Below are 23,270 nucleotides of genomic sequence, written 5' to 3'. Positions count from 1 at the left end.
CGCTCATCGTCCCAAAGACATCCTCGGGCGAGCATGAAGCAGCATCCGTGTATATTCATGCTTCGGTTGATCAAATAACTGATGTACTTCTGCCTGCTCAATAATTCGCCCCTTCTGCATCACTGCAACTTCATCAGCCATCTGTGAGATCACGCCCAGATCATGTGAGATGAGCAAAATGGCCGTTCCGTATTCGGTACGAAGTCGATCCAGCTCTTGCAGCACCTTCAACTGGTTAACGACATCTAGCGCAGTCGTTGGCTCATCGGCAATAACCACGGCAGGTCGCAGACACATCGAGATCGCAATCATGACCCGTTGCAACATGCCTCCGCTCAATTGGAATGGATATCGTTTCATCAGCTTAGCAGGTTCGGGTAGATTCATTTCTGCTAAGGCAGATATAGCCTGCTCTTTGGCTTGTGCTTTGGTCATTTGCGTATGTGTACGCAAGGTCTCAATGAACTGTGAACCAATCGTAAATACAGGTGTAAAAGCATTCATCGGATTCTGCATAATAAATCCGATTTCCTTGCCTCGGATGCGCCGCATCTCCTCACTGGATAATGAGCTTAGCTCTCTACCATTAAGCCGAATGCTGCCGGTCACTTCCATCCTGCGCTGATCCAGCATATGGAGTAGTGCGTTGCATGTAACCGTCTTGCCACTGCCACTCTCACCGACAAGTCCGAAGACACGCCCCTTCTCCAGTTCAAAATGAATGGGCTCTAGTAGTGGAACAGAGCCATTCGCTGTTCGTAGGTTCACTTGCAGATTCCGAACCTCGAGCACCTTCGCTGTATCAACCATCGTTATTGTTCCCCCTTGTCCCGCTTGCCTTCGCCTTCATTTTCTTCGACCTTCATGAAGCATTCAAAACTACCGTTTCGAAACACCATACTTCTCAGATAAGGATTCTCCTAAAATGTTGAAGGTGATGACCACCAACAAGATCAGTGCGCCAGGGTAGATCATTAGCTCTGGATGGCTACGAATATAGCTTGTTCCCTCATGGATCATAGCGCCCCATTCTGCGTTGGGTGGTTGAATACCCAGCCCCAGAAAGGACAGCGCAGATATATCCATAATCGCCCAGCCCATCTCCAGTGTACCCATGACAACAATGGGACGCTGCACGTTAGGGATAATATGTTTACGGATAATAGTCCACGAAGATGACCCACTAATACGCGCTGCCGCGATGAAATTCCGTTCCTTGAGACTGACAACCATATTCCGACAAATGCGTGCATAATACACCCACTGTACCATCATGAGTGCGAGTAGAACCTGCATCAGACCAGGACCGAAGATACCGACAATACCAAGCACCAGCACCAGGTTTGGAAAGGCCATAATACCTTCGCAGAAGCGCATTAACACACTATCCACCCAGCCGCCGAGGTACCCAGAGATTGAACCTATAATCACACCAATGATTAAAGAAGACAGGAAGATCAGCGTTGCAAAACCTAAAGATACCCGCGCTCCATAGATTAGTCTGGATAGATTATCCCTTCCGAGGTGATCTGTTCCCAGCCAGTGCTCAAGCGAAGGACTCGCCAGCTTCTGTAGCAGATTCACCTTCACTGGATCATGGGGAGCAATCCAAGGTGCCAATAACGCCACTCCGAAGAAAAATAACACAACTACCGAGCATACCATGATGGCTCTTTGCCCTCTAAACATCGCACGCCATTTGTTTATCAATGTTCTGCCCGTCCTTTCGCCGAAATCCGTGGATCCATATAGAGCTGCACCAGATCAACGAGCAAATTGCATACGATGAACAGGCATGCCGCAAAGAAGACATAACATTGGATAACGGGAATGTCCCGGTTAAATATAGCTTCCACAAAATATCGTCCGAATCCAGGCCAGGAAAACACCTGCTCCACAATAATCGTTCCTGTGAGCAGCTTGCCCATATTCATTCCCATCCCCGTAATAAGTGGCGATATGGCAATCTTCAGCACATGCTTCAGCATAATAACCCGCTCACGAATACCGCGTGTTCGCGCATACTGGACATATGTTTCCCCCAATTGCTCCAGTACGCTTGAACGCAACAACCGGGTATACACGGCGATCAGTACCAAGGAGAGCGTAACCGTAGGTAATACGAGACTCTCCCACGATCCTCGTCCCTCCACAGGCAGCCAGTCCAGCTTCACAGAGAAAAAGAAGATCAGTAGATAGCCGAGCCAGAATTGCGGGATCGACGCACCGAAATAGGAAATCGCTCGGCTGACCATGTCAATCCAGCTATTCTTGTACACCGCAGCCAAAATTCCTAGCGGTATACTCACTACTGCTGAGAACAACATGCTCCATAAGGCTAATTCAGCCGTCGCTGGAAGCCTTAGTTTCACCTCATCCCAGACCGGTTTGTTCGTTAGATATGAGGTACCGAAGTCCAACTGCACGATTCGCTGGAGCGTGTTGACATATTGCGTGAGCAAAGGCTGATCCAAGCCGAATTCATGCCGCTTCTCCGCGAGTAATTCCGGCGTTGGATAGATATGCGCTGCCGTTAGATACGCCTCGGCTGGATCAACTGGCGAGATATGAATCAGCGCGAATGTAACAAGTGTAGCGATAATAACGATAGGAATGATCGCGATCATTCGTTTCCCGATATAGCCGATCACCAAACCTTCCTCCCTTTTATCAAGCTACATGTTGATTCATCTCTAATTACTTCCCGCTCAATTCGATGCCCACAAACGGATTCTCATCACGGTTCGCTGGGAAGATAAAGTTGGAGATTTTCTTCTGATACACCGCAGTTTTCTTAATATAAGAGATCGGTACGATCGCCGATTGCTCCTGAAGTGTTTTCAGGATGGAGCCATAGAGCTCCTGGCGTTTCGTCTCGTCTGTAGATGACAGTGCTGCATGCACTTGATCGTCCAGTTCCTTTTTCATCGGCAGTGCACTCAGGGTCTCGGAAATTCCGAATCCAGGGCTCGCCACAACATTAATGAAGGAATGTGGATCATACGGCGCCCCGTAGTTGTACCAGAAATACAGGTCGAAATCGTTGGCTTTCAGACGCTTAATCTGTACGGTCAGTTCCAGCCCAGTAAGGTTAACTTTCACCCCAAGCCCGCTCCATTCCGCCTGAATGGTTTCTCCCATTGCTTTCTGAATCGGATCTGTTTTATCAAAAATCAGCTCGAATTCGAGCTTCTGACCATCTTTCTCACGCACTGTACCTCCTGCTGGCAGCAACCAGCCGGCTTCATCCAGTAATGTCATGGATTTCTGCACGTCATACGCAATCGGTTCCAGATCTACATTAGTGTACGGGTAGTTTTTGGACAATACGGTGTCGGCTGGCTCTTCCAAACCGGAAGTGACCCCTTCAACCATCGCTTGCTTGTTAAAACCTTGCTGTAGTGCCATCCGTACTCTTACATCAGATAGTTTCGGATTGGACGAATTCAGCAGCATACTGCGCGTTCCTACCGGATCTGACAATTGGGTTACATACTCATCGTTGTCACGTAGCTGTTGGAACGCATCCAGACTGATTACACCTTCGCCGTAGATCAGGTCGAGATCACCTTTTTCAAAGGCAAGTACACGCGTTTCACCGTCAGGAATAATTTTGACTGTAATCTGCTCCACCTTCGGTGCTGTTCCCCAATAATTCGGGTTGCGCTTGAAGATGGCGTATTCATCCTGCTTGTAATCAGCCAGCATCCACGGGCCAGTACCTACAGGCTCTTTGATGCCTACGGACGTATCTCCATCATCCGGGAATCCGGCTTCGCCTAGGAAGCGGAACGGACGAACCACAGCCAAGTCCTGCAGAACAGGGTAGTACGGCTCAGTGAGAGTCATGCGGAAGGTGTTGTCATCCACAACCTCTGTTTTGTCCAAGACGCCTACGATGCCTAACCAGCTATGGGTATCTTTATGTTTCATAATCGCATCAAAATTCTTCTTCACGATCTCAGCATTAAATGGCGTACCATCTGAGAACTTCACACCTTGGCGAAGCTTGAATGTATACTCTTTGCCGTCATCGGAGATCGTCCATGACTCTGCGAGAGCAGGTGCCAGTTTACCGTCCTTCTGGTAACTGATCAGTGGCTCATACAGCATGGACTGGGCAAACAATTGGGAAGGGTTATACGTATGCGGATTCATCGTACCGATATCACGTGGCCATGACATCGTAATCTCATTTGCAGAAGCGGCTTGATCCGGACCGGCAGAAGAGGAGTCCGAGCCACTTCCAGTATTACTGCAGCCCACGATAACCAGCAGCAACAATAACGTTGTTGCCAGCATGAGGGTAGAAAATTTGCGATGTTGTACAAACATAGTTGGAGAACCCCTTTTCTCTATTTTATGATAATGATTATCATATTCATCCCTTAAGAATATTCAGGCGCCTCCCTTTTGTCAACATAATTCGACATCCCTCAGCATATCCCCAAACACGCCAAAGAAACCCTTCCTGCAAGAGGAAGAGTTTCTTGATCTGAACCCAGTTATTTTTACCCGAACGAACCTGTACATTTGGCTGTTATTTCTTACTTATCGCCCGGATATCATCCATGTACAACGTACCCGAAATAGGCTGGTTTGGATCAGTGGCATTGATATAGATAGAGAATTCCTGAATGTTCTTGGCCTTGACCGCATCAAATGCAGCACCCGCATTGGCCGTATCCCAAGGCGCAGGTTTGAATTCACTGAACGGAATCTCGACCCACCCAGCCTCTGTGCCAGCAAGTGAAGGATAAGTCTCGAACGATACACCGCTTGCTTTCACCTGCAATACCAGCTTCTGCCCTTTGCCATCTGGTGCAAGCCACAGTCTCAATGCGTCCCGATCCGACCAGTCCACGCCGTCCATCACACGAGTTACCCCGCCATACCCGGAACTACTCAGCGCATAGTCATACTGTAAACCATACTCTCCTGCACCCTTCTGATCCTGAGTTAGCTTAATTGTAATCTGATCCCCCTGTGCATTAGGGGTGTAGGCATTGCTGAGCGTGGTGTCATTGCCTGCATAACTCTCAAAATCATCCACCAGGTCTTTATCGAAGATAGGCTCTGGCTTCACATGAATCAAATGAATATTATCCACATAGATTGGGCCTGTGTATTGCAAACCACTGCCTACAATCGACAGCATCATGGATGTAGCTGCGGCTGACTTCTCGGGATTATCCAGCACAATTTCACCGGTATATTTCCCGTAATCTACACCATCCACCGTTACCTTCTCTAGATCGCCTAAGGCCACGGCATTACTGATGTTATACTTCGTATCCCAATCATCCGGCAACGTAGCTGTTGCATAGATTGAAGGTGCACTGCCTACACCAGCACTCAACGGGACATACATATCTAGTGTCACTTTGCTGACATCAGCCAGCTTCACCTTCTGTGCGATGGCATCCAGTGTGAGCTTCAGTTCCTGCCAGGTATGTGTTCCATCCTCAAACTTGGCGTTGATCTTCAACATGCCGCTATCATTGAATTCAGTCTGCTCCACAGAGTTAATTTCCGCCTGGAAAGCCCCGCCACTGGATACCCCATTCGTATCTCTATCGAAGGTATACGTATATAATCTGCTCACATCAAAATTAAAGTTAACGACTACCTCATCTTGCATCACAATCTTATCGTCCACATATGCCCTCACGTGCAGTTTCACACTCTGTTGATCCAGCTCTGAATCCGGATGCCATGCAGCCGTATAATAGTTGTCATGCGTCGCCAATATCATCTCATGTTCTTCCGTCTCCTGCCCTACGGTATAGACCACACGATCTGCTGGTTGTCCAAGCACCCGTGCTCGTATCGTCACCTCAGTCTCCTTGATCTGCTGCTGGTTCAACGGGGAGACAATATTCAGCTTCGGCGCGTTCGGTAGAGTAGACACATTCAGACGATAGACGGCTTGCAGTCGGTCATTGAAAGCTGTATACGGCGCATTGTACAGCTGCACAAAGTCATCTAATAGCTCGTGATTACCAAGCCCCCCCGGCGCATTGCGATACGGCACGAAGACCTGCTCGGTTCCAAAGTTCGCCCATGTCAGCATATACGCCATCCGTTTGGCATCGGGATCAGATTCTAGTGCCTTGAGCAGGTTCGTAAACCAGGATTTATCGTGGTTGCCGGAAATTTTCATGCCTTTGGTGCTGTACCCGAATTCACTGAGGGTTGCCACTTTATTTTTGCTATCAGCAATCCTTGAGATCATCGCTGCATCCTGCACCAATTTAGCAAACCATCCTTCTGATCCCTCTGCTGAACCGTAGATATCGAACCCAAGGATATCCACATAGTCATCACCCGGATATGTCTTCAGGTATTCGTTCTCGTTGCCACTGAAGAACCCATTTGGCGAGAACGCGTACAGGAAGTTATCCACGCCTTTGGTATCTCTTAGATACTCCACGGTATAGCGATATAACTGCACATACTGTTCCTTTGACGTAAATGCAGCCCCCCACCAGAACCAGTTCCCGTTATTTTCGTGGAATGGACGGAAGATAATCGGAATGTCATTGCCCTGATTATCCGATAACTGATGAGCTAGATCCGCAATCTGATCGAGATAGAGGTTATATTCAACATTTTTATCCCCGCCAGGTAAAATGTGAGATACCACCGAACCGTTCGTATCATAGAAGTCATTACCTGTCACAAAATTTTTCATATGTGCACTGAGGGTTACAATACCACCTCGCTCATATGCCTTCTTCATAACTGCCGCAAGCTTGGCTGTGTTCTCTTCTGGGCTGGCGTCCAATGATCCTGGCTTCTCATTCCCTTCCAAACTCAATGTATCCCAACCGAATACTGCAGGAAACGCACCTACATCGTTAAACACATCCGATTGTGTACCGTCGTTCGCTGTAATGGTTACCCCTTCTGTTGTAGCATGTTGTTGTCCGAATAAAATGGCTTCGCCGCGCACATTGTTCAAGTATGCAAACAATGATTTGGTGGCTGGAGAAGCATGCTCATCCACCAGCTTCACTGGGCTCAGATCAAAAGCAGATGTATCAATCGGCGTTTGATTATGATCAGGCGTGACACCCGAACCTGGATTAGAAGGATTCGTTGGATTGGTTGGCGTCGTTGTGCCACCACCTGAATTACCCCCGGTATTACCATTCGAGCCGCCGCCACTACCACCCCCATTGCTAGGGTTACTTACCCCACCACTACCGTTTCCACTATTAGCCGTACCATTACTGCTGCCATTGCTACTGTTATTTACGCTTCCTGAAGCTGTCCCTGTATCCGAACCGGCCTGTGCCAGCCATGTATCTTGTGTTACGGCCTTCCCATTCAGGAGCACGCCGTCAGCCTGGATATCCACCTTACTCACCTTGCCTGTCCCCGTTACAGAGGTACCCTTCGCTTCCTTCGTCATATGCAACTCTCCCACACTGGAGCCACTGTCCAGTTGTAATGTAGTACGTGCAGATAGTTTAGCGGAGCGTACTACCGTTCCCGAACCTAACGCAACGGTAGCTGGACGCTCCACATGAAGTTGTCCTGTTGTCGTGGTACCCGTCAGCTCAAGTCGCACCTCACCCTCACGACGATCAACAAAAACATTGTCCAAAACGGAATCCGTAACAGTTACAGAGTGCGTACCTCCACCCTGAATGTATGTGGCACCCTTGACCATAATCTTAGATAGATCAACCTCTCCTTCACGAACGCCCGGAGCAATATATAGATTGCCGTTAATGACAACATCACTCAGTTTGATTCCATTTTGGTTGATAACCACATTACCTTGGATCACTCGACCTGCCGATGTATCCATCGAATTAATCACGGGTGCCAACTCATCCAACCAGGACAGCATTTCAGCTCGGGTCAGCGCACCTTCCGGTTTAAATGATCCATCTGGATATCCTTCAATAACACCGGATAAGACACGAACCGATTCACGGGCATAGCCGCGGGTATCCAACTCATCCAGGTAAGGCATGGATGAGCCCATTCCTTCTGCTGCTTTTTCCAGTCCAAAGGCACGAACAAGAAGCACTGCTGCATCCTCACGAGTGATATCCTGATCTGGCTTGGCTATATTATTAGGGTACCCCTGATAATATCCTGCTTCACGGGCGATAGACAGAGCGGAAGCATACCAGTTACCTGCTTGCACATCCGCAAAGGACTCTTCTTGATCCAAGACGTAATATCCAAATATAGTATTGATAGCGTTTACAAATTCACTTCTGCTAACATGCTGATCCGGTCGAAATGAACCATCCGGGTATCCACTGACCCACCCTGCGGTTAACCATTTGTTGATTAGTGGCTCAGCCCAGTGTCCCGACCAATCCACAGCAGATTGCACTGTATTGATACGATTACCACCAACTGCCTCACCCTCTACGTTCGCATCTGCAAATGCAGGTAATGCTGTTGATCCAAGTAATACTACACTAAGCGCTGAACGCATAACAACCAGTGTCTTCTTCATCGCTCTATCCCCTCCTAGGTTGTGACGGGTCGAATACTGCTGATCTTATTATGAAAAACTCCTCTGTTCTGCTGGTCTGGAGAGACACATCGGAAATCGAGCAATACCTTTTAGAACGTAGATCCCATCTATTCTCCAGACAACAGAGCAATCACCTACAGATCCAGGAACGCCTGTAACGTTCGATCAGATAAACGCGGAATATACTCATGACCATACTCGTGATACACAAGCAGCTCCTTGGATGACTGAATCCGGTTATACACGGCAAACTGAGTGGACGGTGGACAGATCGTGTCCGCAAGCCCAGTTACGAACAGCACCTTAGCCTGAATTCGATCTGCCAGATTAGAGATGTCGATATACCCGAGTCTGGAGAAGATAGCGTCCTCCCGCTCATGATTTGGGTCAAATAACCTGAAATAATACACCAGCTCTTCATAAGCTGAACTTGTGGCACCTAGCTCCCAGGCATGTCGATAATCCGATAAAAAAGGATACACCGGCACCGCCAGCTTCACGCGCGGTTCAAGGGATGCACAAGCTGTGGCTAATGCCCCACCTTGAGAACAGCCATATACCCCTACACGTTCTTCATCAACGTGTTCCATGGACATCAGAATGCGTACCGTCTGCACGGTATCGAGGAAAACATTACGAAAATACAGCTTATCCGGATTAGGATCATCGATGCCCCGGATAATGTGTCCACGAATGGTTGTACCTTTCACTTGCAGGTTGTCCTCGGATAGCCCGCCCTGTCCACGGCAGTCCAAAGCGAGTACCGTGATGCCATGGGCAGCATAAGCAATCTTGTCGAACCAGTCGCCGCTATCACTGGAATATCCGTGAAACATAGCCATGGCTTGCCCTTTGGCATCAGCGGATGCAGCCATAGGACGAACCAGCTTACCATGTATGCGTGCACCACCTACACCTGTGAAATACAGGTTGAAGCACTCTGCAAGCGGTGATGTAATGTCCGCGGGCACCAGTTCATATTCGAGCGATTGCGCGTCTAACTCTGCGAGGGCACGGCTCCAATAAGCATCGAAATCATCCGGTTTCGGACTACTCCCATTGTATTTTTTCAATTGTTCTAACGTTGTCTCACCCATCTGTCCCTCTCCATTCATATAAGTACAAGTTCATAAGCAAACTTCTTGAAATACATCTATTAGCGTAAAAAAAAGACGCATATGAGGATATCGCTGAGATTCATCTTCACATACGCCTTCGACTTGCGCTCTAACCCTATACTTTCATTCAGTGATTCTTAATGATCATTCAGCACATTGGAGAATTTCCAATTCACATGCTCACACCTGTGCGGGAATGCCTTGATAAAATTGCTGGATTACCCGCTCTGCTGGCTTGCCATACACGCCATAGCCATCATCCGTTATGGCGTCCTTCTCTGCATATAAATGTGCGCTCCAATCCCACAGTCCGAATCCACGTATCCACTGACGCTGGCTCACATGCCGGAACATGGCTTCATAGAAACGTGATTGCTCTTCGCTGCTTACTTCACCTTCAAGTCCCCAATCGTTCGGCACCTGTGCCGAGCCACTGCGGCTGGGGCATCCAGCTTCCGCGAAGAAGAAGGGTTTGCCATAAGGAGCAATTTCCCGTTCGATACGATCGAGCTGTGCCTCCCAATCCCCGATGGGATAGTAACCACTGGAGGAGATCACGTCCACGGCATCCCACCATTTCACATGACCTTCCTGATATTTGTCCGTATTGTACGACACTAAGCCTGTATACACCTCGCGCACAGCGGCAATGACATCTCGCCACTCCTGATCTCGGCGCTCAGACTGTACCATCTCACAGCCAACGATGAACATCTCGCACTTCTCCTGCTCCGCAATGGCCGCATAGTGCTGCTGAAATGCAGTGTAACTACGGAACCAATCCTTCCATTTCGGCTCACAAGGCACATCGATATCAAAAAAATTAATATGTGCACGCCATGTACCGTCTGTACAGTTCACCGTTGGCTTCAGAATGACCCGCAATCCAAGGGTACGGGCATATCGAATCATATCGACTAATTCGTCATCCTCGACCAGATGCTCGCCTCGATACTTCACCTCCACAGCTTGTGGATGATCCTGATGTGCCGCCAGTGCAAAAATAACATGTGAACTGCCTGTTCGCTCAGCCAGTAGACGCAAAGATTCTTTCGCTTCCGGCTTACGGAAGGCTCCCTTGCCACTCATCCAACCAAATGTAAATCCCTTGATGTAATCCATATGCATTGCTAAGGTAAAGCCCCTTTCATGTCAATTACAGCTTGCCTTCCTCACGATCTCCAGCGATAACTTCATCCGTCTCCATCACATAATTCACAATCTCATCGACAATTGTGTAAGCTACGCCAACATAGGTATCGGCTGCGCCATAATAGATCGCGATGCGTCCAGTCTCGGCATCATGCAATGTTGCGCACGGGAAGACAACGTTATCAACAAAACCTTGCTCCTCATACCATTGCTCTGGCGTTAACACGAAGTTAGATGAACGATATTTCACTTTGGACGGCTCATCCAGATCCAGAATCACTGCACCCATGCTATATACAAAACCATTGCAAGTTCCCGTTACACCATGGTAGAACATCAGCCAGCCCTCAGACGTCTCAATCGGTGCAGGCCCGCCGCCGATCTTGACGGATTGCCACCAACCTTGGCCGCCTTTGCTCATGACGTGACGATGTTTACCCCAATATACGAGATCCGGACTTTCGCTGAGGAAAATATCTCCGAACGGTGTATGCCCACTATCACTTGGTCTGGACAGCATCACATAGTTGTCATTGATTTTGCGCGGGAACAACACACCATTGCGGTTGAACGGCAGCATCGGATTTTCCAGACGTACAAACGTTTTGAAATCATCTGTCTTCGCGAGTCCCAGAGCGGCACCGTAGAAATCTGTACACCAGATAATGTAATACGTATCCTCTACCTTCACCAGACGTGGATCATATGAATAGTTCGGCATGAATGGATTACCGTCCTCATCGACAAAAGCAATGCGTTCCTCTTCAATCGTCCATGACAACCCGTCTTCACTGGAACCCATGTGTAGATGCGGACGACCATTAATCGTTTCTGCGCGGAACACACCAATGAACTTCCCTTCATATGGAACCACAGCACTGTTGAAAATACGGGCAACACCCTTCACCGGATTCCGCGGTATAACCGGATTCGCCGAGTGTCTCCACACCGGTGCATCCAGACCCTCCGGTTTATCTTCCCACGGCATGTTTGGCAAAGCGTCCCCAACAATGTGTACCTTTTTCGTTTCAGCAACTGTCATTTCTCATTTCTCCCTTCAGATTCTATTTCAGCATTCATTCACGATTTTTATTTCACAGAGCCTTGAGCGAAGCCATTGTAGATGTATTTCTGGAGCAGAAGGAAGATGATCATCGTTGGGATAATGGCGATCATAATCCCTGCACTAATGACTTCCCACTGTGATCCGAATGGCCCCTTGAACTTGAACAAGGCGGTGGATATAACTTGCAAACTATCCTTCGGCATATACAGAAACGGTGTATAGAAGTCATTGTAAATGTTCACGCCTTTGACGATGATAACCGTGACAATCGCCGGTTTCAGAAGCGGTAGAATAATTTTCCAATAAATGGTGAAATACGAAGCGCCGTCCAGCATCGCGGATTCATCCAGCGCACTGGAGATGGAGCCCAGGAATTGCAGGAAGATGTATACGGCGATGATATCTGTACCCAGATACATCACGATGGCTGCCCAGCGTGTATTGAACAGGTCGAGAGCGTTAATGATCTGGAACGTGGCGACTTGTGTCGTTACGCTTGGAATCAGGGTAGCCAGCAGGAATGCAGCAACCATAATTTTTTTGCCCTTAAATTTGAATCGATCCAGTACATACGCAATCATGGAGCCGGTTAAGGTTGCACCCACGATCGAGATGAGAAGGATAATAATTGTATTTTTGAAACCAACGAGCATATTGCCGTCCACAAACGCTCTGGAATAGTTGGCAAAGTTCAGCCAGTCGGCTGGCGGTGTAAGCGGGCTGGTAGCCGCATATTCAGCATTGGTCTTGAGGGATGCGAACAGGATCACCACGATGGGCAGAAGCGCAATAAACGCTGCGAGAATTAGCGAAGCATACTTAACGAAGCTTGCAAGTGTGTATTTGACTTGGTGCACGTTTATTCATCTCCTTTCATGGTGACACGCTGAACGAGCGTAACGAGAATAACGATCAGAAGCAGCACAACGGCCATAGCTGATGCGAGTCCCAGTTTGCCGTACTTAAAGGCCAGATGAACCGTCTGGATAACAAAGGTCATACTGCCGTTGGAACCATCAGTCATAATATATGGAATATCGAACGCACTGATTGCGCCGCTAATCGCCAAAATCAGATTGAGCTGCAGGATGCGAGTAATACTCGGCAGGATAATATGGCGGAACTGTTGCCAACGGTTGGCACCGTCAATATCCGATGCTTCGTATACATCTTTTGGGATGGAGGAGATGGCACCCAGGAAAATAATAAAGTTAAACCCCATGTATCTCCATACGGATGCACCTGCGAGAGATACGTTAATGATGTTCGGATTACCGAGCCATAGCTGGGTGTATTGTCCAAGTCCAACGGCTTGCATTATGGTATCGAGTGTACCGTCCGGTTTGAAGAAGAACAGAAAGATGAATCCGATCGCAACACCATTTAATAAGTAAGGGAAGAATAAAATACCTTTGAAGAAGTTTTTACCACGGACTTTGAAACTTAGTATCGTTGCAAAATAAAGCGCCAGACCCATCTGTACAAACGTGGCTACGAAATAGTACAGGCTAACAATAAATACTTTAAAGTACTCGGGGTCTTTGAAAATGCGGGTATAGTTCTCGAAACCGACATAGTCGAATCGTTTACTGTATCCATTCCAGTCCGTAAAGCTGTACTTGAACATGTTGATAACAGGCAAATAGGCAAACGTGAACAACAGTGCCAGCGGAATGATCGAGAAGGCACATATAATAAATATGCGTTGCGCTGAGTAGCCCCAGTTGGATAACTTCAAGTATTTCATGCTCTCCACACCTCCAAGCGGTTCTACCGCTTTGTATCAAAAACTCTCTATAACATGCGGAATAACTGCGGGGAGCGGTTTATAGAAAAACAACCTTCAAGTTTCTCGGTGCCAATTCTTAACCGTATACTCCCCACAGTACATCTGCTGTCCAATACACTTGCCTTGGTTTAAGTACGAGTTCAAAAAGGTCGGTTTTCAGTACCGAGAAGATGGGATGAAGATAGAAATGGAGTAGCGGAGCGTAGATTAAGCTACGTGAGCAACTACATTGTTTCCGAAGGAAACAAACTTCGTAAGCATCCCACTTATTTCGGCTGAATCCCATATTCGACGCTGAGATGCCGCAAGGCATCCTTCGTAATCAAAAGCAGACTTTATTGCGCGACTTCTGCACGTGCTTTTACCCACTTATCATTGAGGTCTTTCATGATGTCGTCATACGATTCGCTACGGTTACCGATGGCTGCTTCAATAATGCGTTTTTTGAAGTCAGGCTGCCAGAGACCGATTTCACCCTCGTTGTCGATTTTGTCTACCAATCCCTCTTGACCTTCTTTGGCAGGAGTCAGCGTAGAGAACTGTACATCTTTGTATTGATCCAAGATTGGTGGCAGTTCAGCGCTCTTGTCTGCACTCATACCTCCACCTTGTTCAACTGCATAATTGGACTTCTCAAGGAACCAGTCAATCCATGCTTTGGCAGCAGGTTTGTTCTCGCTGTTCACGTTCATACCGATGTTGTAATCCGCTGACAACGGAACAATGACATCACTAGCATTCGTAGGGAAAGGCAAGAATCCGATGTTATCCGGTGTATCCGTCAACCCTTGAATCTGTGTAATCGCCCAAGAACCAAGTGCCATCGTTGCGATTTTGCCACTTGCTAGATCAGCCTTGGAGCTTTCCCAGTCTGTCGTGGTTGGGTCTTTCTCGATCAGGCCACTCTTCGCTGCATCATAAAGGACTTTATACAATTCATAATGCGGCTGTCCTGGAACAAAGTTATCATCTGTATTCGGTTGATCCACGTTAACGTAATCAATGCTACCTGCAACGGTTGGCAGATCAGCTTCCCATTGTGTCAGTGCCCAGCCAGAAGCATAGTTCGTATAGAGTGGAACTGCATCCGTGTTGTCTTTCACTAGTTGCAACGCTGCTTGGAATTGCTCAGGCGTTTTAGGTACTTCAGCGATTCCCGCATCCTTGAAAACTTGTTTGTTATAGATAATGCCGGAGAATGTGATGACTGTAGGAATACCGTACACTTGACCATCCACCATACGCTCTTCAATGGCGGTGTATTTATCTTTCAATTCATCGTAAGTACCGAGTGGTTCAAAAAAGTCCGGGATATCAGCGATAGGAACACTCGTCGGAATCATCAGTACGTCACCGTAATCCTTGGTGCTCATCCGAATCTTCACTTGTCCCTCATAGTCCGCCAGAGCCTGGAAGTTTACTTTCACATCCGGATACTCCTTATTGAATTCAGCTGCATAATCTTTGAATACGGTATCAACAATATCTGTACGTTGCGTCAGCACGGTGATTTCGCCTTTGATATCCGCCGGATCTGTACTAATCTCCTCTCCCGCTTGTGGAGATCCACCTCCCGATGAACATGCAGCAAGTAGCGAAGTAATGAGCAGCATTGTCAGCAGCATCATCCAGCCTTTGTTTTTTCTCAATTGTTTCGACCCCTTTCATGAATCTGTTAAGTTATCGTTAAGGTTACAAGTTAGATTCTATTATGGTAACGCTTACCTGTCAATTAATTTATCTCATATCTTTTATAGAAAATTTAATTCCCCATCCGTTGACAAGCAAAATTCAGCGCACTAATATTAACGTATAAAGTTACCGATAACCTAATTCATTTATTTTAATATTATGTATGTTACCGAAGGAGCGCTTTAAATGACTGTAAACATGATTCAGCTTCAATCCGAAATATCGGAGCATTGGGAGAAGAAGATTCTACCTTTCTGGTCTAATCTGAAAGATACAACGAACGGTGGGTTCTACGGTTGGGTGGGTAACGACCTGCAAGTCGATCGTCAGGCGCCGAAGGGCGGGATTGCTACAGCACGGCAGCTCTGGTCTTTTGCAGCAGCCTACCGCGTAACCGGGCAAGACATTTGGCTTGATCATGCAGAACATGCTTATCGTTTTCTCGCAGACCATGTGATAGATCCGGAGTATGGCGGAATGTATTGGATGGTTGACGCTGTAGGAAACCCACTGGACACAAGCAAACATGTCTATACGCAATCGTTCGGTGTATACGCATTGAGTGAGTACTACCGAGCTACCGGAGATGATTCAGCACTGGAGCTTTCGAAAACGCTTTTTGCCCTAATTGAAACCAAGGGATTGCACACGGATATACCTGCCTACAGGGAACAATTCGATCGATTCTGGAACGAACAACCGAATGAAATGTTAAGCGAAAACGGGGTCATTGCGGATTATACGATGAATACACATATCCATGTATTAGAAGCCTACACCACCCTCTACAGGGTGTGGCCGGATGCACAAGTGAAGGCAGCGTTGGAGCGCCTGCTCGCTATTCTGTATGAACGTGTATATGACCAGGATACGAAGTTTCTCGGGGTCTTTTTCAACAAACAGTGGGAATCCATCATTGACCTACGCTCATTCGGACACGACATTGAAGCAAGCTGGCTGATTGACGACGCCCTAACCGTGCTGGGACTCGAACAACACCCCGCATATGCTGCGATGGTTACAGATATCGCCTACAATATCTCGAACATCGCTGTGCAAGCAGATGGATCACTGATGAATGAACAAGAGGGCAAGCATGTCGATGAGACGCGAATCTGGTGGGTTCAGGCCGAAGCCATGGTTGGTTTCTATAACGCATATCAGCGCACGGGGGATCCACAGTTTCTAGAAAGAGTCGAACGGCTGTGGGCCTACACCAAAGAACACATCGTTGACCATCGCGCAGGTGGGGAATGGCACTGGTCGGTTGACGGAAACGGTACACCCGATCAGCACGAGGTTGCCGGACCTTGGAAATGCCCTTATCACAACAGCCGATTTTGCATTGAACTAATTGAGAGGATGGGATAAGCATGATACACCCGAAATACAATGAGCTATTGGAGAAACAGGAGCAGCTTCTTTCACGTTCGAATGAAATCGATTCTTCCTTCTATAACGGCGTATATGATCGGTACCTATACCCCGTAATCACCCGCCATCATGTGCCTTTGCACTGGAGATTTGATCTGAATGAAACGACCAATCCACACTTCATGGAGCGTCTGGGTATCAATGCAACATTGAATCCAGGAGCCATCTATTTTAATGGCAAATACGTCATGGTGATTCGGACAGAAGGGCTGGATCGCAAGTCGATCTTCGCGCTTGCCGAAAGCGATAACGGGATTGATGGGTTCCGGTTCACAGGTAAACCGTTAGTCTGGGAAGATATCGATAAGGACGAGACCAATCAGTACGATATGCGACTCGTTCAGCATGAGGATGGCTGGATTTATGGAATCTATTGCTCAGAACGTAAAGACCCGGACGCCCCTGCCTTCGACACATCCAGTGCGGTTGCTCAAGCTGGGCTTGTACGTACTCGTGATCTGGTAGGCTGGGAACGCCTGCCTAACATTACAACGAACTCCCCTCAACAGCGAAATGTCGTGCTCCATCCCGAGTTCGTTGGTGGCAAATATGCCTTCTACACTCGTCCACAGGACGGATTCATCTCGACAGGCAGCGGTGGCGGCATTGCCTTCGGTCTATGTGATGATATCCTGAATCCCGTTATCGATGAAGAGACCATCATTGATGAGCGTAAATATCATACCGTATATGAAGTCAAAAACGGACAGGGCCCTGCCCCCATCAAAACGGATCGTGGCTGGATTCATATTGCACATGGTGTGCGTAATACGGCAGCTGGCTTACGTTATGTGCTGTACACTTTTGCCACAGATCTAGCTGATCCAGCTAAAATTATCGCTAAGCCAGGCGGACATTTCATCGCACCTTATGACGACGAGCGTGTCGGCGATGTATCCAATGTCATTTTCTGCAATGGTGCTGTCGTTAATGAGAAGAACGAAGTCTTCATCTATTACGCGTCCAGCGATACCCGCTGTCATGTGGCAACAACAACGCTGGAACAATTGGTCGATTACACCTTCAACACACCTGCTGATCCATATCGTTCTCTGGACTGTGCTATCCAACGTGCTGATCTGATCGAACAGAATGAGAAGCTTCTACAGGTTGTTCGGAAGTAAGCTTCAGATTACAGCACTTCTACAGGAGCAATAAACTTCATGTGGGTGCAACCGTGTTCATGGAAACGCAATTTACGCTGAAAATCGTAAAATAACAGCCGGAATTGCTTTATTCGAAGGAAGTAACAGGGTATACTAGTATGGATTGTTATTATGTTATAAAAGCAAAACCTCATAATGACATCACATTGTACTAAGACCAGCTTGAAGGAGGCGACCAAAGCTGAAGAACAATATCACCATGCGGGATATCGCCGACAGGCTCGGGGTCAGCAGTGTGACCGTCTCGAAAGCGTTGAATGATAAAGATGGTGTCAGTGACGAATTAAAAGAAAAAATTAAGGTGCTTGCTGTAGAGATGGGCTATCGGTATAATGCCACTGCCCGCTCCATGAAGGAAGGCCTAACTCATAATATCGGGGTTATTATCCCCGAACGGTTTACCGGACCTACGCAATCGTTCTATGTACGCGTGTTCCAACGCATCACAAGGCACTTAGAGGATCAGGGCTACTACGGCATTCTGCACATTCTCAATGAAGAGGATGAAGAAGGGTTAACGTTGCCTAAGCTGTACAGTGACAATAAGGTCGATGGCTTCATCGTGCTCGGTCAGATCAGCAAAGAGTACATTGAACTTGTGCGCTCAATGGATGTCCCCAAAATGTTCCTCGACTTCTATGATGAGCATTCTGATATCGACTCTGTTGTAACCGATAACTTCTATGCAGCTTACGAACTGACGAATGTACTGGTACAACAAGGACATCGCAGCATTGCTTATGTAGGTAATCTATACTCCACCAGCAGTATTCAAGATCGCTTCCTGGGGTATTACAAATCACTCTTGGAGCATCGCATGCCGATGAACCCTGACCTCATCCTGAATGATCGGGACGAACGCGGGACGTTCATCGAGATCGATCTGCCTGAGTCATTGCCTACAGCTTTTGTCTGCAACTGTGATCAGGTCGCTCATCTGCTTGTTCAGAAGCTGACATCGTTGGGCATTCAGGTGCCTCAGCAATGTTCTGTTGTTGGATTCGATAACGATATCTACGCCCTGCTCTCCGAACCAAAGCTGACAACAGTTGAGGTGGATGTAGAACAGATGGCGCGAACGGCTGTTCAGTCGATGCTGAAGAAGGTCGACAACCCGAACCGCAATTTCGGCCGCGTGCATGTGAAGGGCAACATCATCTATCGGGATTCCGTTAGTGCTGCGCCTGAAACTCTAGAGATGCAATCGCCAACTTCGATATAAAAGATAAAAAGTGCCTCCGGCCATAGTCATAAGAATAAACAAGCTACCTCGTCAAGAACTGCGGGGTAGCTTGTTTGCTGCTCACCATAAGTCTGAAGCTTAATAGGTAGTCTTCAGCCAATTATCCTTGGACCAGGTGAGCTTGCCTGCACCTGCGCCGTTGGAGGCCGTGAGTCGTGTACTCAGCGTGGAAGGATCATCCACCTGATAACTGTATGGGAGAGTCGTGAAGCCGTTCCAAGAGAAGGTCTTCACTACGGCTGGAATTGGCGCGAGTGGACTGCCAGAAGTATCACTGCTGCCGCGGAACAAGCTTCCATCCAGCGCGTATATCGTATCCGTTACACGGATTTTGCCCGTATATGTTGCATCTGCTGGATTGGTCTGATTGTTGCGAACCGGGAACTGCACATCCTTGATGATCGACTTCTCAACGAGAACTGCTCCGCTTTCAGTCGAGATGGCACCATTGCTGATGATATCAAATTTATACCCTTTGGATGCAATGGCAGTTGCCATTGCAGACGTAATTTTGGCTTTGGCAGCCCGCGCTGCTGTGGCATCCATGACAATGTTATAAGCATGTGCATTGCCTCCGCGCAGACGCGGCATCCGATCCTGAATATCCTTGTACAGATTATGATGTAGCGTCATGGACAGATTGGCGTTTGCGGATTCAAGGCTCGTTGAACCAACGAGATGTCCCTTTTTCTGTGGGCCAGAGATGGCGATAATGTCTGCTTTACTGAGACCCACTGCACTACTGCGCAGGTAATTGTACATCGGATAGGAAGCTTTATTGGCTTCCAGCTCATTGATCTGCTGCGTAACCCAACTGTTCGCGCTGCCGTCATCGCCCTTGAAGGTAGACCAGGAGATGGTCACACCGCTGGTTCCTTTTTTTGAATCAACGAGTCCGTCATAGGCTTTGTTAAACGTACAGTGATCAATCCATACACCGCTGCTCTCCTCCAGGGTGATGTAATCCCAGTCGTTCTTGTCGTAGTCACCTTTGGTGGATTCATCCCACTCCCAGAGCTCATCGAATTCGAGATTACGGATAATAACGTTGGAGCTTCGTTTCACGCTGATCGCAGCATGTTTGATTTTGGAGCCGTTGGCAGAGAAAATAGTGAGCCCGTTAAAACCGTCAATCGTAAGCTTACTTACGCCGGTCTGTTTCAATACAGGATGCGTCAACGCATCATTGTGTTTGGCAAAAGGTGACTTCTGCGCTGCACTCGGAATTTCGTTCCACCCTAGATTCAAGTCATTCATGATCTCCACGACTTTGACGCCGGAGTTCTTCTTCAACGCCAGTGCAAGGTCAGTCGCATTGTATACCTTCTTATACGTGGACGTGTTCGACTCACTGATGATGCCACCGCCCATGTTACCTTGGGAGAATCCCGTGAGATTGTAGTCTGCATTCCCTGCTGCCTGCACACTTGCAGGACCAGATATTAGCGTGAGCCCCAACGTTACAGCCAAGGCTGCACTGCACCAGCTTCTTAATTTTGTTTTCATCCCATTCATTCCTCCCATTTCATAAGTGATAAGGCTCGTGCCCTGCTGCCACGTTGTGTCATGAAGGACATGTCCTCACTGTATATTTTGAAAGCGATTACAACAATGATCTCTACATCACATTCAGACTATACATCTTGATGTAGCGCCAACTGTACCCGAAGCAACCTTGAATCGTACTTAGTTAACTTGAGAATTCCACATGGGTAGCTTTGATTTAGCGTTGATGGGGAATGCAAAATGAATGAAACTAAAAAGCAGGACTGCATCTGCTGCAGACCTGCTCGATTTTACATTTTTTAATTCACCTTTTGATAGAACGTGTCCAGAAGCCGCCATGGAATTGTTTCGGCTCGACCGTAATAACGAAGGCTTTGGGGTCTAACCCGAGAATCGTCTGGTAGAGCAGCTTTTGGTTTTTGCGTTTCGCCAAAATCTCCATAACCAACCTGTCCCCATCGCGCCCACTGCCTACCCATGCGGTAACGCCATATCCTTTGTCTCTCAGTGCATTCGCTACATCTCCGCCCATCTGATTACAGATCACCTTCACGGTAACATAGCCAAGCGCAATCTTCTCCTCAATCCACGCACCTAGTAACACACCAAGCCCATATCCCACCGCGTAAACAATGAGTGCAATCGTCTGATCCAGGTAACTCAGCACCAGGTTCAATCCGAGTACATAGATCACAATTTCTCCCGTACTGATCAGTGCGGCGATGTATTTCTGACCTTTAAGCGTCAATATCATACGCAGCGTGTAGGCCGATACGTAGACAATTTGAATCAGAAAAATAAAAACGAGTATTTTAAACAATTTGCATCCCTCTTTCCTAGAGCGTGTCTGAAAACTCCGAAGGACGCAGACTTTGCCGAATTTTCGTTCCAAGTCAAGAAATTTTCCGCTGGCGTGCCGGGGCACGTCAAGGGAAACTGACGCAAGCAGGGGCCGAAAAGGTGGTGAAAGATGCACTTCATTAAGTTTTGAGACACATCCTGATGATCAGACCCGTGGCTAACAGCCTAAGTTTCTGACACTACGTTGCTCATACGAGCAAGTATTTAACTCTTATCTTCATCATTGGACGTTATGGGGTTATTTTAAACGGTCTACTTTCAATCTGGACAAGTTCCAGAACTGCCATTATAAAATTGTTTACTTCGATTATCAACCCGGCAACAGACCTAGGGGCGAAAGGCTCTGTCGTTGAATATGCTGTAGCATCAGTAATCGCAGATTACAATGGGACACACCATGCAGGTAATCCATATCCATTAACGATAAATCAAAGGGGTGAGCATCCATGCAGCTATGGCAGGAGATGGAGCAGGAAGGCATGGAAGAACTCCTATTTTGTCACGACCCAGGTAGCGGGCTAAAAGCGGTGATCGCGATTCATAGCACGGCACTCGGGCCAGCACTGGGAGGATGTCGCTGCTGGACATATGCTTCAGAAGAAGCTGCCATTTGCGACGCCATCCAGCTTGCCAAAGGAATGACTTATAAATCAGCCGTATCCGGTCTGCCCTATGGCGGCGGAAAAGCCGTTGTCTGGAATATCCCTACAGCGTGGAAGGTGAGCACTTCTCCTACACAGCCTAAATCCCAAGCCAGTTCTTCGTTCCCCTTTAAGAACGTCGTGGATTCCGATTCTAGTCCCCATCAATTCACCGTTCCCAGCACCAACACAGGGCGAGCCCACATCTTCCGAGCCCTTGGACGTTTTCTTGAACGACTGAACGGTCGCTATATTACCGGTCTTGATCTAGGCACCACGTCCACTGACATGGATCAGATCCGATTGGAGACTGCCTATGTGACCGATATGACCGGATCACTGGGCGCACAGGATGACTTCACCGCTGAGATGACCGCTTACGGCGTGTACACCGGCATCGTGACCTCGCTCCGCCATCAGGGCATCGCCACATTGCAGGGCATTCCCATTGCTGTCCAGGGACTGGGCAAGGTCGGGTATGCCCTGTGCCGTCACCTGCATGCAGCCGGGGCACGGCTCATTGTGGCAGACGTTGTACCGGAACGTGTACAACGTGCCCTTGTGCAGTTCAGCGGCGCCACCTCGGCCGATCCGGCCCATATTCACGCCGCTGACTGCAAGGTGTTCGCCCCCTGTGCCCTAGGGGGCGTGTTAACCCCGGCATCGGTGGAGGAGCTGCGCTGCTCCATCGTTGCCGGGGCGGCCAATAACCAGCTTAGCCAGCGGCAACTGGTTATTGGCCAGATGCAGGCGCGCGGCATCCTGTACGCGCCTGACTATGTGCTGAATGCCGGAGGCATCATCAGCACTGCTTACGAGCTGGAAGGTGCACAGCCAGATACGATCCGCCAGAAGGTGGCGGGTATTGCGGATACGCTCTCCGCGGTCTACCGCGCCGCAGCAACAAGTGGTATATCCACTGTTGATGCAGCAGATCAACTGGCTGAAGCCAGACTGAGCGGCAATACTCCCCGTTCATAATCTAAGTGAAACACCAGCACACTGGTCATACCCCTGTCAAGTAGACAGATGAAAAAAGCTATGCTGCCAGCGCGCATCGATATTCAATCGGTGCGCGCTGTTTGAGTTTCGCTTG

The 23,270-nt window shown here is 48.1% G+C and carries 18 protein-coding genes; 5 read left to right on the top strand and 13 right to left on the bottom strand.

All coding sequences use genetic code 11. The features are described from left to right. Positions 1-3: 3 nt before the first annotated feature. The 11 genes from nikD to J2T19_RS27730 form a co-directional block, all read right to left on the bottom strand. Positions 4-810, bottom strand: coding sequence for a nickel import ATP-binding protein NikD (gene nikD / locus J2T19_RS27780; RefSeq protein WP_307221656.1), 807 nt, complete (start codon positions 808-810; stop codon positions 4-6). A gap of 69 nt (positions 811-879) precedes the next feature. After that, entirely contained in the window at positions 880-1,689 is an 810-nt protein-coding gene (nikC, locus tag J2T19_RS27775) for a nickel ABC transporter permease subunit NikC (protein WP_370874975.1), read from the bottom strand. A gap of 17 nt (positions 1,690-1,706) precedes the next feature. Then, positions 1,707-2,651, bottom strand: coding sequence for a nickel ABC transporter permease subunit NikB (gene nikB / locus J2T19_RS27770; RefSeq protein ID WP_307221653.1), 945 nt, complete (start codon positions 2,649-2,651; stop codon positions 1,707-1,709). A gap of 46 nt (positions 2,652-2,697) precedes the next feature. Further along, positions 2,698-4,335: a nickel ABC transporter substrate-binding protein gene (gene nikA, locus J2T19_RS27765; protein WP_307221651.1), complete on the bottom strand. Its 1,638-nt coding sequence runs from the start codon at positions 4,333-4,335 to the stop codon at positions 2,698-2,700. A gap of 205 nt (positions 4,336-4,540) precedes the next feature. Further along, positions 4,541-8,485 carry a glycosyl hydrolase gene (locus tag J2T19_RS27760; RefSeq protein WP_307221650.1) on the bottom strand — a complete coding sequence of 1,315 codons (3,945 nt, stop codon included), beginning with the start codon at positions 8,483-8,485 and terminating at the stop codon, positions 4,541-4,543. A 155-nt stretch (positions 8,486-8,640) separates the two neighbouring features. Next, positions 8,641-9,621 carry an acetylxylan esterase gene (locus J2T19_RS27755; RefSeq protein WP_307221648.1) on the bottom strand — a complete coding sequence of 327 codons (981 nt, stop codon included), beginning with the start codon at positions 9,619-9,621 and terminating at the stop codon, positions 8,641-8,643. 183 nt (positions 9,622-9,804) lie between these two features. Continuing rightward, entirely contained in the window at positions 9,805-10,746 is a 942-nt protein-coding gene (locus J2T19_RS27750) for a glycoside hydrolase family 113 (protein ID WP_307221646.1), read from the bottom strand. Between the two features lie 34 nt (positions 10,747-10,780). Next, positions 10,781-11,818 (bottom strand): glycoside hydrolase family 130 protein, encoded by a 1,038-nt coding sequence (locus J2T19_RS27745; RefSeq protein ID WP_307221645.1) that lies wholly within the window; start codon positions 11,816-11,818, stop codon positions 10,781-10,783. 47 nt (positions 11,819-11,865) lie between these two features. Further along, on the bottom strand, positions 11,866-12,699 hold the full coding sequence (locus J2T19_RS27740; RefSeq protein ID WP_307221644.1) for a carbohydrate ABC transporter permease: 834 nt from the start codon (positions 12,697-12,699) through the stop codon (positions 11,866-11,868). A gap of 2 nt (positions 12,700-12,701) precedes the next feature. Beyond that, positions 12,702-13,589 (bottom strand): carbohydrate ABC transporter permease, encoded by an 888-nt coding sequence (locus J2T19_RS27735; RefSeq protein ID WP_056703492.1) that lies wholly within the window; start codon positions 13,587-13,589, stop codon positions 12,702-12,704. Positions 13,590-13,966: 377 nt separating this feature from the next. After that, positions 13,967-15,280, bottom strand: coding sequence for an ABC transporter substrate-binding protein (locus J2T19_RS27730; RefSeq protein WP_307221642.1), 1,314 nt, complete (start codon positions 15,278-15,280; stop codon positions 13,967-13,969). Positions 15,281-15,521: 241 nt separating this feature from the next. Between J2T19_RS27730 and J2T19_RS27725 the strand changes: the two genes are divergently transcribed. The 3 genes from J2T19_RS27725 to J2T19_RS27715 all read left to right on the top strand — a co-directional run bounded on the left by J2T19_RS27725 (position 15,522) and on the right by J2T19_RS27715 (position 19,145). Then, complete coding sequence (locus J2T19_RS27725; protein WP_307221671.1) at positions 15,522-16,694, top strand: AGE family epimerase/isomerase; 1,173 nt, start codon at positions 15,522-15,524, stop codon at positions 16,692-16,694. Positions 16,695-16,696: 2 nt separating this feature from the next. Further along, positions 16,697-17,881: a glycoside hydrolase family 130 protein gene (locus J2T19_RS27720; protein ID WP_307221640.1), complete on the top strand. Its 1,185-nt coding sequence runs from the start codon at positions 16,697-16,699 to the stop codon at positions 17,879-17,881. 241 nt (positions 17,882-18,122) lie between these two features. After that, the gene (locus J2T19_RS27715) at positions 18,123-19,145 is read left to right on the top strand and encodes a substrate-binding domain-containing protein (protein ID WP_307221639.1); all 1,023 of its coding nucleotides are present in this window, start codon (positions 18,123-18,125) and stop codon (positions 19,143-19,145) included. A 99-nt stretch (positions 19,146-19,244) separates the two neighbouring features. On the opposite strand, the gene J2T19_RS27710 is transcribed toward J2T19_RS27715, so the two are convergent. Together J2T19_RS27710 and J2T19_RS27705 are read right to left on the bottom strand one after the other, a co-directional pair. Continuing rightward, positions 19,245-20,672, bottom strand: coding sequence for a pectate lyase family protein (locus J2T19_RS27710; RefSeq protein ID WP_307221638.1), 1,428 nt, complete (start codon positions 20,670-20,672; stop codon positions 19,245-19,247). Between the two features lie 304 nt (positions 20,673-20,976). Further along, entirely contained in the window at positions 20,977-21,492 is a 516-nt protein-coding gene (locus tag J2T19_RS27705; RefSeq protein WP_307221637.1) for a DUF2179 domain-containing protein, read from the bottom strand. Between the two features lie 23 nt (positions 21,493-21,515). On the opposite strand from J2T19_RS27705, the gene J2T19_RS27700 reads away from it, so the two are divergent. Both J2T19_RS27700 and J2T19_RS27695 read left to right on the top strand, forming a co-directional pair. After that, complete coding sequence (locus J2T19_RS27700; protein WP_307221636.1) at positions 21,516-21,656, top strand: hypothetical protein; 141 nt, start codon at positions 21,516-21,518, stop codon at positions 21,654-21,656. A 323-nt stretch (positions 21,657-21,979) separates the two neighbouring features. After that, on the top strand, positions 21,980-23,155 hold the full coding sequence (locus J2T19_RS27695) for a Leu/Phe/Val dehydrogenase (RefSeq protein WP_307221635.1): 1,176 nt from the start codon (positions 21,980-21,982) through the stop codon (positions 23,153-23,155). Positions 23,156-23,270: the final 115 nt, after the last annotated feature.

The sequence above is a fragment of the Paenibacillus tundrae genome (assembly GCF_030812775.1).
In the GTDB taxonomy this organism is placed as follows: Bacteria; Bacillota; Bacilli; order Paenibacillales; family Paenibacillaceae; genus Paenibacillus; species Paenibacillus tundrae_A.
This window is presented reverse-complemented; position numbering and strand designations above follow the sequence as displayed.